The organism is Coriobacteriia bacterium (genome assembly GCA_003149935.1).
Lineage (GTDB): Bacteria > Actinomycetota > Coriobacteriia > Coriobacteriales > QAMH01 > QAMH01.
In genome coordinates, this window is sequence record QAMH01000006.1 from 14,678 (window position 1) to 27,224 (window position 12,547).

13 protein-coding genes are annotated in these 12,547 nt (G+C 61.0%); 3 read left to right on the plus strand and 10 right to left on the minus strand.

Features of this window, described 5'->3' with window-relative positions:
• Positions 1-8 precede the first annotated feature (8 nt).
• Genes DBY20_02685 through DBY20_02695 form a run of 3 tightly spaced genes read right to left on the minus strand, consistent with a single transcriptional unit; the run spans position 9 to position 3,986 of the window.
• A complete protein-coding gene (locus DBY20_02685) occupies positions 9-866 on the minus strand; it encodes a hypothetical protein (protein PWL78810.1) in 858 nt (285 codons plus the stop codon).
• Positions 867-869: 3 nt separating this feature from the next.
• On the minus strand, positions 870-1,490 hold the full coding sequence (gene dmsB / locus DBY20_02690; protein PWL78811.1) for a dimethylsulfoxide reductase, chain B: 621 nt from the start codon (positions 1,488-1,490) through the stop codon (positions 870-872).
• 9 nt (positions 1,491-1,499) lie between these two features.
• On the minus strand, positions 1,500-3,986 hold the full coding sequence (locus DBY20_02695) for a dimethyl sulfoxide reductase subunit A (GenBank protein PWL78812.1): 2,487 nt from the start codon (positions 3,984-3,986) through the stop codon (positions 1,500-1,502).
• 250 nt (positions 3,987-4,236) lie between these two features.
• Here DBY20_02695 and DBY20_02700 point away from each other — a divergent pair, with 250 nt between their 5' ends.
• Genes DBY20_02700 through DBY20_02710 form a run of 3 tightly spaced genes read left to right on the plus strand, consistent with a single transcriptional unit; the run spans position 4,237 to position 6,371 of the window.
• A complete protein-coding gene (locus tag DBY20_02700; GenBank protein PWL78813.1) occupies positions 4,237-4,605 on the plus strand; it encodes a DUF488 domain-containing protein in 369 nt (122 codons plus the stop codon).
• Positions 4,606-4,623: 18 nt separating this feature from the next.
• Complete coding sequence (locus tag DBY20_02705; GenBank protein PWL78814.1) at positions 4,624-5,484, plus strand: protein-tyrosine-phosphatase; 861 nt, start codon at positions 4,624-4,626, stop codon at positions 5,482-5,484.
• Between the two features lie 50 nt (positions 5,485-5,534).
• On the plus strand, positions 5,535-6,371 hold the full coding sequence (locus tag DBY20_02710) for an endonuclease IV (protein ID PWL79396.1): 837 nt from the start codon (positions 5,535-5,537) through the stop codon (positions 6,369-6,371).
• On the opposite strand, the gene hemH is transcribed toward DBY20_02710, so the two are convergent.
• From hemH to DBY20_02745, 7 genes are all read right to left on the minus strand, one after another.
• Positions 6,349-7,347, minus strand: a complete 999-nt coding sequence (gene hemH, locus DBY20_02715; GenBank protein ID PWL78815.1) for a ferrochelatase — start codon at positions 7,345-7,347, stop codon at positions 6,349-6,351. The genes DBY20_02710 and hemH overlap by 23 nt on opposite strands.
• A gap of 164 nt (positions 7,348-7,511) precedes the next feature.
• Positions 7,512-8,822 (minus strand): hypothetical protein, encoded by a 1,311-nt coding sequence (locus tag DBY20_02720; GenBank protein PWL78816.1) that lies wholly within the window; start codon positions 8,820-8,822, stop codon positions 7,512-7,514.
• Positions 8,819-9,496 (minus strand): peptide ABC transporter ATP-binding protein, encoded by a 678-nt coding sequence (locus DBY20_02725; protein ID PWL78817.1) that lies wholly within the window; start codon positions 9,494-9,496, stop codon positions 8,819-8,821. The genes DBY20_02720 and DBY20_02725 overlap by 4 nt, the downstream gene beginning before the upstream one ends.
• 44 nt (positions 9,497-9,540) lie before the next feature.
• A complete protein-coding gene (locus DBY20_02730; GenBank protein PWL78818.1) occupies positions 9,541-10,455 on the minus strand; it encodes a sensor histidine kinase in 915 nt (304 codons plus the stop codon).
• Positions 10,452-11,153, minus strand: coding sequence for a DNA-binding response regulator (locus tag DBY20_02735; GenBank protein ID PWL78819.1), 702 nt, complete (start codon positions 11,151-11,153; stop codon positions 10,452-10,454). The genes DBY20_02730 and DBY20_02735 overlap by 4 nt, the downstream gene beginning before the upstream one ends.
• Positions 11,154-11,435: 282 nt before the next feature.
• Positions 11,436-11,966: an RNA 2',3'-cyclic phosphodiesterase gene (gene thpR / locus DBY20_02740; GenBank protein PWL78820.1), complete on the minus strand. Its 531-nt coding sequence runs from the start codon at positions 11,964-11,966 to the stop codon at positions 11,436-11,438.
• A gap of 2 nt (positions 11,967-11,968) precedes the next feature.
• Entirely contained in the window at positions 11,969-12,538 is a 570-nt protein-coding gene (locus DBY20_02745; protein PWL78821.1) for a 5-nitroimidazole antibiotic resistance protein, read from the minus strand.
• Between the last annotated feature and the right edge of the window lie 9 nt (positions 12,539-12,547).

Genomic DNA, 12,547 nt, shown 5'->3' on the forward strand with positions numbered 1-12,547 from the left:
TGCGTTTGCTACAGGCCAATGCCTATCTGCACGCCGTAGAAGATACCACGCGCGAGGAAGATGGCGACGAGCGCGATGATGGTTCCGCACGTGAGCCAGCCGGTGCGCTTGGCACCCTTGCCAAGAAACGCCGTGGCGACGGCGACGATCGAAAACGCGATCGTGAGCGCGAGTGGGACGATGAGCGTGCCGGTGTTGGCGGCAACGTCGATCATTGCGCTCTTTGCGCTTGCTCCCATACCGAACAGCACGGCCGTACCAATGACGAGCACGAGGCCACCGAGCATGGCAAGCAGCCTGATCCTGCCGTCGGCTTCGCCCTCAAGCGGCGTGTCCCTGACCGACATGTTGAGTATCGCACCACCCAACAACGCACCGCCGAGGAGCATCGCGCCGAGCACCTGCACGGTTCCCCAGGGGCTATTCCAGATGGGGATGGCGGGCAACGCATAGGCGAGGCCCATCATGATGCAGGAGATGAGGCCGAAGAGCGCCACCACGCCCGAGAACACGACGCGCGGTCCGTGCTTTTCCAGCTTGCCCGCAAGCGCGACGAGCCAGTAGACGAGGGCGAGCACGAGAAACACGCAGAACGCCACGATCTCGTTGGTCATGGGCGAGGCGCCGATCGTGTTGACGATGTTGAACGCGTGCATCGGGTCGCCCAGGTGGAAGAACGCGCAGATGAGGGCGACCACGCAGAAGACGATCGGCACGACCGTCAGCTTGTCGAGCCGCTTGATGCTGCCGGCTCCCATGGACTTGTTGATGTAGATAGCGCAGAACATTGCGACGAAGGCACCGATGCCCACCGAGGCAAGCGTCGTGAACAGCGCCAATGGAAGTTCCTTGATTACCGCATCCATGAGCTAGACCTCCTCTGGGTTCGAAACGTATCCGGACTCGACGTACGGGAGCTCGGATGCCGGTGATGGCTTGATGATGAAGTTGGGCTGCGTCATCGACGGGTTCACCAGCGGGTAGATCTGCCGCACGTCACCGTACTTGGCCTTGAGTTCCTCGATGGGGCCGCTGTCGAGCGCGCGCAGCGGACAGGCACTCACGCACACGGGTGTCTTGCCCGCATCCAGGCGCTCCCAGCACGCCTCGCATTTGACGGCATGACCGCTCTCGTGGTCGATTTGCGGCGAGTTGTATGGGCAGGCCATGACGCAGTAGCCGCATCCCATGCACTTGGTGGTGTCCACCTTGACGATGCCGTCCTTGGGATCCTTGTGCATGGCGGTCGTGGGGCAGACGTCCACGCAAGCCGGGTTATCGCAGTGCTGGCAGCCGATGGAGAGGTGGTAGAGGAAGTTGTCCGTCTCGTAGGCGCCGTTCTGCTCGCCCTTCCATTGCCCGCCCTCGACGTCGTACACCTTGCGTCGCGCGATGTCGAGCGGGGAGTCGTAGTAGTCCTTGCACGCCATCACACAGGTCTTGCATCCCGTGCAGCGCGTGTTGTCGTAGAAGAATCCGTATTGAGCCATGATTCACCTCTAAACTTTCCGCACTTCGGCGATGATTGAATTGCTGGGTCCGTTGCCGTGGGCGAGGGGCGAGGGCGTGTAGGTGGTGAGCGTGTTGATGCACCCGCCGGTATCGAGCTTGTCGCCCTCCATGTTGGCCTCGTGCCAGAAGCCCTGGGGCATGGCGATGACGCTCGGGACGATGCGCGACGTGACATGCGCCTCGACCTGCACCTCGCCGGCCGGGCTCTTGACGCGCACCATGTCGCCATCGTTGATCTTGCGTGGCTCGGCGTCGATGGGATTGATCCACAGGCGATGGCGGTTGTAGTCGCGCAGCACCTCGAGCGCGCCGAACGAGGAATGGGTGCGCGCCTTGTCATGCCAGCCGGACATGTAGAGCGGATACTCGCTCGTGACCGCGCCATAGCCTTCCACGCCCGGGTCGAAGATGGGAATGGGGGAGATGACCTGCCCTTCCGACAGCTCGCGCTCGCTCGCGATCTTCTCGAGCACCTCGGAGTAGATCTCTATCTTGCCCGAGGGCGTCTTCCAGGGATTACCCACTGGGTCGGTGACGTTCTTCTCGAAGGCGATGGCCGTGGGCAGCTCGCGCTTCCACACGCCCTGCTCGAGGATCTGGTCCCAAGAGGGCATCTCGGGATCTTCGGCCGCTCCCTCCTCGTAGATGGAGCGGATCCATTCGTCCTGGGTCTTTCCGGCCGTGAACTTGTCCTTCACGCCAAAGCGATCGGCGATTTCGGCGTGCACGTCGTAGATGGGGCGGCACTCGAAGGGAGGCTCCTGTGCCGGGCCGCCGACGGTGACGCCCCAGTAGTACTCGGAGTAGCCATTGGTCGACATGTTGAGCTGCTCGGCGCGCATGGCGTCGGGAAGCAGTATGTCGGCGTACTTGGCCGAGTCCGTCATGAAGGTGTCGCACACGACGATGAACTCACACTTCTTCTCGTCGGAGAGCGTCTCGAAGACGCGGTTGACGTCACCGTGCTGGTTGGTGATGCAGTTGCCGGCGTAGTTCCAGAGGAACTTGATGCCGTTCTTGGGTGCCTCGATCTTGGCGGCCGCGGCGGCTGCCTCGGGGTCCTGCGCGCCCATGAAGAGCGCGAGCTCGTCGGCTGCGTCGAGTTCCTTTTGGAAGTCCGAGCCTTCGGCGATGCACTTGAGCCACGAATAGCACGATATCTTGGCGTTGACCATGTTCTCGGGTACGCCATTGGGGTCGTCGTCGGAAGACGGGATGGACCCGACGGGTGCTCCCGGCGGCTCGGCCTCGCGCATGCCGGAGTTCGTGCCCTCGCGGCCGAGGTTGCCGGTGAGCAGCGCGAGCATGCACACCGCGCGCGTGGCCGACTCGCCATTGCTGTGACGTTGCAGTCCCCAGCCCTGCACGACGTAGACGCTATTGGCCTCGTGGAGCTTGCGGGCGAGCTCGCGGATGGTCTTGGCGGGGACGAGCGTGATCTGCGCGGCCCACTCGGGCGTCTTCTCGACCTTGTCGTAGCCGGTGCCCATGATGTAGTCGTAGTACGACTTGTTCTGACCCTTGGCCGACGCGGGCATGGTCTCCTCGTCGTAGCCCTGGCAATATCTGTGCAGGAAGTCGAGGTTGACCCAGCCCTTCTCGATGAGCTCGTGGGCAACGCCGGCGACGAGCGCCGCATCCGTGCCCGTGCGAATGGGCAACCATTCCTCGGGATGACCAGCGGCCGTCTCGTTGTAGCGGTAGTCAATGTGAATGATCTCGGGGCCTTCCTCGCGCACGCGCGCGTAGTCCCAGACCACGTTGGCACCGCCCATGCGATTGTCCGCCGGCGAGTTGCCGAACATCAAGACGAGGTCGGCCTTGCCGGCTTGGTCAACCGACGAGGCGCTCACGTTCTCATAGGGCGAGACGCCCACGCCGTACATGAAGGGCATCACGTACTGGTGCATGCCGGTCGAGTAGTCGCCGTACATGGGGAGGTAGCCACCCAGGCAGTTCATCAGGCGCTCGGTGGTGCGTCCCGTCGCCGAATACATGCCGGTGGCGTAGTTGATGTAGATCGAGTCGTTGCCGTAGGTCTCGATCGTGTACTTGAGCTTGTCCGCGATCGTGTCGATGGCCTCGTCCCAGCTGATGCGCTCGAACTTGCCCGTTCCACGCGGTCCCGTGCGCTTCATCGGGTATTGCAGACGATCGGGGTGGTTGATCCACTGGCGCATCGCACGTCCGCGCAGGCAGGCGCGGGCCTGGAAGTCATCGTTTCCCGTATCGTCGGTGAGCATGTAGGCGATCTTGCCATCCTTTACATGCCATTGGAAGATGCACCTTCCTCCGCAGTTCACGTTGCATTGACTCCAGACGATCTTGTCTTCGGCTGCGGCTTGCGCTGGTTCTACCTCACCGAACAGGTTATCTGCCGTGGAAACGGCACCGCCTGCCGCGGCGAGCACGGCGAGTGCGCCGCCGGCCTTGACGAAGCTTCGTCTCGAAAGCTCTGGGCTCTTCATTGTCATTCCAGCTCCTCTCTCGCAAACTTCGCGTACGCTCGTGCGTGTAATCCCGTCCTCACCCCTCTCGAGCCAATTCTTGTCAATAAAAGTTTTGGCGAACGGTCGAAATTTAGTGGTTTTCGGTTATGCGCTTATTATTCTGAGTTAGACTGTATAAGTCAATACGTTTCGCATTTGATTGGCGGACAAATCACCAGTACATGTCCGATAGCGATGCGAGGCAAATCGGCGGGCTTGTGACAAGGAGGCAGCCATGGATATCAAGATCAAGCGCGTCTACGAGAAACCCGAGGCAGGCGATGGCTATCGCGTGCTCGTCGACAAGCTCTGGCCGCGTGGCATACGTAAGGCCGACCTGCCATATGACTACTGGGCCAAGGAGCTCACGCCCTCGACGGCGGCGCGCAAGGCCTTCGGGCACAAGGCCGAGAACTTCGATGCCTTCAAGGAGCGCTACCTTGGCGAGCTCAATGCAAGCGATGCCGCGCACGCATGTGCGCAGCAGCTCAAGAAGGATGCGGCCAAGGCGGGCGGCACCATCACGCTGCTCTACGCGGCGCGCGACCCCAAGATCAACCACGCGGTCATTCTCAAGGGATGGCTCGAGGAGCAGATGAAATGAGAAAGGCGGAGTTTTGATATGAATGACGCGAAGGATAAGACACGGACGGGCCCCGAACTGCCCGAGGCAGCCCCCGGGTTCGAGAACTTCGGGCACGTTGGCCTGCACGGAGCGCGTAACACGCGTGACCTGGGCGGGTTGTCGACGTCCGATGGAAGGACCGTTGCCCACGGCAGGCTCATCCGCTCCGGTGACCTGCACAAGTGCACGGACGAGGACATCGAGTTGCTGCGCGATGGGCATGACCTTGCGCGCGTCGTGGACTTTCGCACGGCAAAGGAGCGCGAGGGCGCCCCCGATCCGCAAGACCGCATGCCGGGAATTGGCTTCATCGACCTGCCGGTCTTTTCCGAGGCTGCCGTCGGCATCACGCATGAAGGCGGCATCGCAGGCGATATCGCGGCGCTCAAACGCTTCAGCGGCAACGCCCACGAGACCATCCGCGGTTTGTACGTCACCTGCCTACTTGGCGAGGACGGCAAGCGGGCCTACCGGGAGTTCTTCGAAACGCTTCTGTCGGCCGAGGGCGGTGCGACGCTGTGGCACTGCACCGAGGGCAAGGATCGCGCGGGACTCGCGAGCGTTCTCGTCGAGTACGCGCTCGACGTCCCGATGCCCTACATCCGCGCTGACTATCTCGCGTCCAACCTGTTCGTGCGCGACGCGGCCGAGGAGATCCTCGATGCGCTTGCCGGGCATGGTCTGCTCGAGCACGTCGACTTGGACATCGATTCCATCTTCTACGCAAGCATGGATTACCTGAACGCGGCCCTCGAGGCCGTCGAGCAAGAATGCGGCGGCATGGATGCCTACCTCGCGGCGGTCCTCGGCGTGGGGGAGCGCGAGCGCGAACGACTCAGGGAGCTTTATCTGCAGTAGACACGTGCCGTCATGCTGGCGGCACTTCAACGATCGAGAGGATGATTGTCATGTTTGTTATCGGAGCGCACCTATCGAAGCGCGAGGGCTATCTCTCCATGGCGATGGAGGCGGATGGCCTGGGCGCGAACACCTTCCAGTACTTCTCGCGCAATCCGCGCGGCAGCAGTGTCAAGCCCGTCGATGAGGCGGACGTGAAGGCATATCGCGAGTACGCGAAAGAACACGGCATCGTGAGCCCGCTCGCCTACGCGCCCTATGACATCGAGCCCGCCTCGGGCAAGGTCGAGCAGCGTGACTTCGCCCTGGCGGTCATGGCCGAGGACATGGCACGTCTCGACGAGATTCCCGGCCAGAACTACCTCGTGCGCCCCGGTAGCGCGCTCGATGAGTCCAAGATGCAGGGCCTTGCCAAGTTCGCCGCCGCCATCAACGCCACCGTGCATCCCAGCCAGCAGGGCAAGTTGCTCATCTGCATGCTTGCGGGCGAGGGGCACCAGCTGTGCAGTAGCTTCGAGGAAGTCGCGCAGGTCATCGAGCAGGTCGACCTCAAGAATCGCGTGGGCGTGCTCATCGATGCCGCCGCGCTCTGGGGTGCCGGCTACGACATCGTAGGTGACCTCGATGGCGTGCTCGACGAGTTCGACCGCGTAGTCGGCCTGGACAAGCTATGCGCCGTGCATCTCAACGACAGCAAGGAGGTGCGTGGCTCGCACGTTGACCGTCACGCCCGCATCGGCGAGGGCACGATCGGCTTCGATGCCCTGGCGGCCATGACCAACAATCCGCGTCTGGCTGACTTGCCGTTCTACATCGAGGAGCCGCACTCGACGCTCGCGGAGTATCGCGAGGACATCGAGCGCTTCAAGCAGGCACGCAGGGCGTAGAAAGGGCGCGTAGGACGACCTGCCTGATCAGGTCAACCTGGGCCGGCGAGTCGTTGAGGCAGGGCACGTAGACGAACGAGTCTTCCGTCCGCCCTGCGTCAGCTTCGAACCAGGCGCTGCGCAACGCGTCCTGGATGTCATGGGTCGTCTCGAGGCAGTCGACGGAGAAGTTGGGTGCGATCACGAAGAGGCGCCGTGCATCGGCAAGCGTACCCAGGACCTCCCTCGTGAAAGGCCCCAGCCATGTGCGGCTCTTGTCAAAGCGGCATTGGTAGCCCACGCGCCAGGCGTTTTCGGGAAGCCCCAGGGCATCGGCAACGTTTCGTGCCGTTTGCCGCGTCTGCTCGTCGTACGTGTCGCCGGCGCGAATGTCGGTCATTGGAATCGAGTGAAACGCGAAGAGCAGACGGTCTCCCGCATCGGCGTCGAATCCCGATTGGAAAACGGAGTCTGCGATCGCGGCGACGTAGGCTGGCTCGTCATGGTAGCTCTCCACGAAGCGTAGCGCCGGCATCCAGTCGAGATCCTCGATCGCCTGGTCGGCCTTGTCTTTTACCGCCATGGTTGTCGAGAAGGCGCTTTGGGGATACAGCGGGATGACGATGACCTCGTCGCAGCCATGCTCCCTGCAATCGGCCAGGGTATCTTCGACGAAGGGCGCCGAGTAGCACATGGCATGGCGTATGAGAGCGATGTCGTCATCGTGCGCGCATGCTCGCCCGAGTTTCTGCGCGAGCGACCTCATTCCCGCATCCAACGGTGCGCCCTCGTCGGTCCATATCGTTGCGTACTTGGCAGCCGAGACCGGGGCGCGCTTGGGGATGATGAAGCGATTCAGGATGAGACGCCACAGACGCGGGTTCATGGGACATATGCGCGGGTCGGAGAGAAACGCACGTAGGTATTCGGCCACCGCCTCACTGGTTGGTGCGGCGGGACTGCCCGTATTCACGATGATGATGCCGGTCTTGCTCATGGTTCGCCTTGCTCGTCGGAAGAGGTCCCTTGCGAGCCCAAGTCTAGCACTCGTCACGATGTGACAGGGGTCTGACCCTGTCACATATGACCCCTGTCACATACTTGTCATTTCGAGCGAAGCGAACGCAGTGAGCGGAGTCGAGAAATCTCGTTTGCTCATCCTCACACGAGCGTGTCATCGCGCAGGGCCGTGACGAGGTCGCATTGGTTCACGCGATGCGCGCCTATCAAGTACGCTCCAAAAACGATTGCGAAAATGACGAGTGCGTATATGCCCACTGCGGCATAGGGGTAGGCCGCCGCATATGTGGAAATATCCAGGCGCCCCGCAATTACCATGGCGATGGAGAGCACGGCGGCTGGAATGAGTGCGATGAGCAGCGGGCGAATCACCGTCAGCAGACCTTCGACGCAGAGCATGCGGTAAATACCGCCTGGCGTCATGCCGATGGAACGATAGCGGGCGAACTCACGTTTGCGCTGGCTCACGAATCCCACTGCCTGCGTGACGACGGCAGCGATGCCGATGAGCGCCAGGATGGCGCAGAAGGCACCGACGACAAGCGCGTAACCGTTCCAGATAGCATCGTTCTGAGCCATCGTCTGGGCAACGTAGGTCGGATCATCGCCGTAATCGCGATAGAAATGCAGCTCGTTCACCACCTTCGAGACGGTCATGAATGACAAGAACACGATGAAGATGACAAACGAAAGGCCCAATGCGATGGAGGTGGAGCGGAGTAGAGACCGTCGCAGGCGTATCGCGCCGGCTGCAAGCTCGCCTTCGATACCGAAGAGGCGTGCGCAGATACCGCGTCGCACCTGTTTGTCCAGCTGGTCTTCGGGAAGTCCCCGAACCGCCTGGAGAGGAGATATCTTCGCCATCTTGCGCGCTGGCAGTCCTGCGGATACGAGTACGGTGAGAAGGACGAGGGCAACGATGGCGAGAAGGAGGAGCGGGTCGAAGTGAAATGCAATCGCCATGTCTCGCTCGATGCCGATGGACTGGGCGTATTGCCTCACGAGCGTGATGAAGCCGGCAGTCACACCAATGCCGAGGACTATTCCCACGGCACCGGGGATTATGCTGAGCATAAGTGATTCGCGTATGAGCACCCCGCGTATCTGGCGGGGTGTCGCGCCGACGGTGGATAGGATGCCCAGCTGGTGAACGCGTGTCTGCATCGACGCGGCAAACGCGTTGCGAATGATGAGCACCAGCGCGATGCAGCCAAGAAGTGTCGTGCCTAGGTATATCGAAGCGGTGGCGGCAAGTTCGCCCGTGATGCGCGCGTGCCAATCGGCGCCCTGTATCTGGGCCTGCAATGCTGCATCAATCCAGAAGTTGTACAGCGTCGTTGTCAACAACGTGAGCAGGAAGCTGCTGATGATGACCGTGACGGCAATCGTAATGCTCGATGTCTTGTTACCGCGGATGAAATCCGTCGTCAGGTTGTTCCTCATGGCGATCACCTGCGCTCATCTGCGATGATGCGACCATCTTCGATTGTGATGATGCGATCAGCTTCGAGTGCCACTTCGTCATCATGCGTAATGACGAGCGTCGTCTGGTGGAACTGCCGGTTTGCCATCTTGAGAAGGTCGACCGTCTCGCGCGAGCTTCGCTTGTCGAGGTTACCCGTGGGCTCGTCGGCGAGCAGGAGCGCTGGCCGGTAGACGAGCGAGCGGGCAATCGCCACGCGCTGCTGTTGACCACCTGATAATTCGACGGGCATGGCATCGAGTAGCTTGCCTATGCCGAGTGTGCCGACGATGCCCTCGAATAGCATCGGGTCGGGTTCACGCCGGTCAAGCAGTATGGGCATGATGATGTTCTTGCGCACGTTCACCGTCGGGATCAGGTTGAAGAACTGGTAGATCAACCCGACCTTGCGGCGGCGGAAGATGGCCGATTGCGTTGCATTCAGCGTCGCGACATCCGTCCCATCGACGGCCACGACACCGGCAGTGGGCGTGTCTATGCCGCCGATCATGTGCAGTAAGGTGGACTTGCCCGATCCCGATGCGCCCATGATGGCGACGAATTCCCCCGCATCCACGGACAGGCTGATACCGCGCAGGGCATGGACAGCCTGAGGACCTTTTCCGTACGTCTTCTCGACATCGATGCATTCGACGATCGGCATATCGTAACCTCCACTTTGCCACGAAGCTCTTACTTGGGTCTAACTTACGAATGCAAAGTGACAATGGGGTGACGATAGATTCTGATTTCGAACAGCGCTCCGCCGGCGGGGAGGTTCTCCGCAGCGATGGTTCCGTTTTGCGCCTCGATAAGCTGGCGGGCGAAGGAAAGCCCGAGACCGGTCGCGCCAGCGACGCTTCCGCGTCCCTGGTAGAAGCGATCGAAGAGATGGGCAAGGTCATCGGAAGAGAAACCGGGTCCTTCGTCGGAAATGCGCAGTTCGGTGTAGAGGGGGTTATCGGCATAGGATGCGTGCACGGTGGAGTGTGCCGGTGCATGCTCGACGCAGTTCTTGAGGATGTTGGAGATCGCCTCGCACATCCAGTGGAAGTCCGCGCGCAGGCTCACGGTACCGCCCTCCTCGACGTCTATCGCGACCTGCCTATGACATGCGAGCTTGTCGATGTCGTCGGCTGCCGTTTCCAGGAGTGAGTATGCATCGCAATCGTCGATATCGAGCACGAGCGCGCCCGAATCGATCCGCGCCATCATGAGAAGGTCATCCTGTAGCTGCATGAGTCTCTTGAGTTGGCGTCGAATGACATCCGCCTGCTCGCCGTCGGGCAGATCATCCGCGGCAAGTGACATGGTGACGATGGGGGTCTTTATCTGATGTGCGATGTTGGCGAGGTTCTCGGCGAAGGCTTCCTTGTCCTCAGTCGCGCGTCGGCGGGCATACTCGAGCGCTGTCACGGTCTTGACTATCTCGTCTTGCAGCTGCGATATCTCATCCTCACCGGATGTTTCGAGTATGGGCGCCTGGCCTGCGACCGCACGTTCCAGATAGACGGAGAGATTGCGGATGCGGCCTTCCTGACGCTGCCTGGAACGGAATGCCTGGCGGGCCACGAGCACCGCGCCGATGATGGTGCCGAGGACGAGGGCGATTATCATGTTCATGGCAGCTCCTCCATGCGGTACCCGAAGCTACGTACGGTCTTGATGCAGTTGGAGGCTCCTAGCTTCGCGCGCAGACGCTTTACCGTGACGGTGAGCGTGTTGTCGTACACGGCGTTTTCATCGGTATCCCAGATCCTCTGGACGATCTGGCTGCGCGTCAGGATGCGCCCCTTGTTCTCGAGGAAGAGTTGCAATAATCGATATTCTGTCGGCGTGAGGTCGAGGGCATCGTCGCCAAGGAACGCGCAGGCGGCGTCGACATCGATGCGTACGTTGCCACAGCTCAAAACGGTGCGTGACGGCGATGAACGGCGTAGCAGGGCGCGGATGCGCGACACGAGGACGCTCGCGTCGAACGGTTTGGTCACGTAGTCATCAGCGCCGCTCTCGAGCCCTTCGACGATATCGTGCGGCTCATCGCGCACGGTAACCATGAGGATGGGAAGTTCGGGATCGATATTCCTTGCTCTGCGGCAGAGGGAGATGCCGTCTGCATCAGGTAGATTCCAATCGAGCATGAGCAAATCCGGTAGAGTCTGTGCGAGCGCCAATCGCGCGCTCGTAGCGTCGGGGAGCGTGCGCACGTCGAAGCCGACTTCGCAAAGCAATCGCGTCGTTGCTTGCGCGAGGTCCGTGTCGTCTTCCACGTACCAGATGCGAGCTTGTTGCTGTGTTCTCCCGTGTGTCATGCGATTCATTCTATTCGAAATATGGCATGTAAAGAAATTGCCTAAGTGCGAGGTTGTCGTTGGCGAGATGCACGTTTTTTTCGATTATGTGAGGTCTACGGTGGCCTGCTGCACGTTTTTTGCGATTATGTGAGACACGAGGCTGCCTGCTGTACTTTTTTGCGATTATGTGAGACCGATTCCTCGTCTAGTCTCACATTATCGAAAAAAAATGCGCATGAAGTGCCCTTCCAGGTTCAGGAGGTCTCACATTTACGCAAAAAATTTGCATCGCGAGCCGTGCAGAGCGCCTCAGTCCCCAAGCCGTACCGTGTAGACCGGCTCGTAGATTGCGCCATCGCCTGTCAGCGTACTCTTGAAGAGCGTGAGCTCATCGGCATGTGCCGGAGCGGGGAAGGGCAGGGCCGGTAGCGTGCCTGAGTCAAGTGCGGCACGCCGGGCGATGGTGAGGTGCGGGACGAAGGGCTTGGAATCATAATTCACGCCAGCATCATCGAGACCCTCGCGCACGAAGGCGGCAAGCTCCATGAGCTTCGGGTCCTGCGTGAAGCCGAGCCACAGGGTCGCATCGTTCGCGCGTCCGAACTTGCCCAGCCCATCGGGTGGCAGCTCGACGGGGTCGAAGCGACTCGCCGCCTCGTCGAGCACGGTCATGGCCTCGGCAAGGTCACGCTCGCTCACATCCCCCAGAAAGGCGATCGTCACGTGATAGTTTTCACGGGGTACGAAGCGGCCCCTTACGGACGTCTTGAGCTGGCGTGCCAGGGCGACGACGTCCTCCCGCAGAGCCTGTGGAATGTCCAGGGCGATGAAGGCGCGCATGGCTATTCTCTGCGGGCCTTGGCTAGATCGCGTCCCTCTTTGCCCGTCATCTGCTCGATTCGCACGAGGATGATCGAGCAGCGCGGACCGCTTTTGGCGATGTCATCTTCAACGAGGTTCTCGAAGCCAGCGCAATACTTTTCTCCGAGTGCATGCAGGGCGTCGAGCCTGATGTGCGGGTCATCTTCTACCCATGCCCTGCCAAAGGCAATGACGCTCTGGAAGTAGTCGGTTATCCTCTCGGGAACGATGCGACTTTGCCCCACGACGGTGAAGCTGACCTTGGCAACGCGCGCAATCGCATCGATCTTGTGACCCTGCTGAGCGCTGTGCATGCAGATGAGCGGCAGCTCCTCGCCGTTGTCGAGCAGCGCGTAGTTCATGGGCACTGCATACGGGTAGCCGTCGGCACCATGCACGGCGAGCGTGCCAAACTGGCCGTCGCGCAGCATCGCGAGGCACTCGTCGTGCGGAATGTGCTGCAGCTTGCGTCTCATCTCGGGCATGCTCATGGTGTTTTCTCCGTGTCGTTGACTGCCCAGCAGTATGGCGCATCTATCCGGTGCTGTCATGAGAAATGT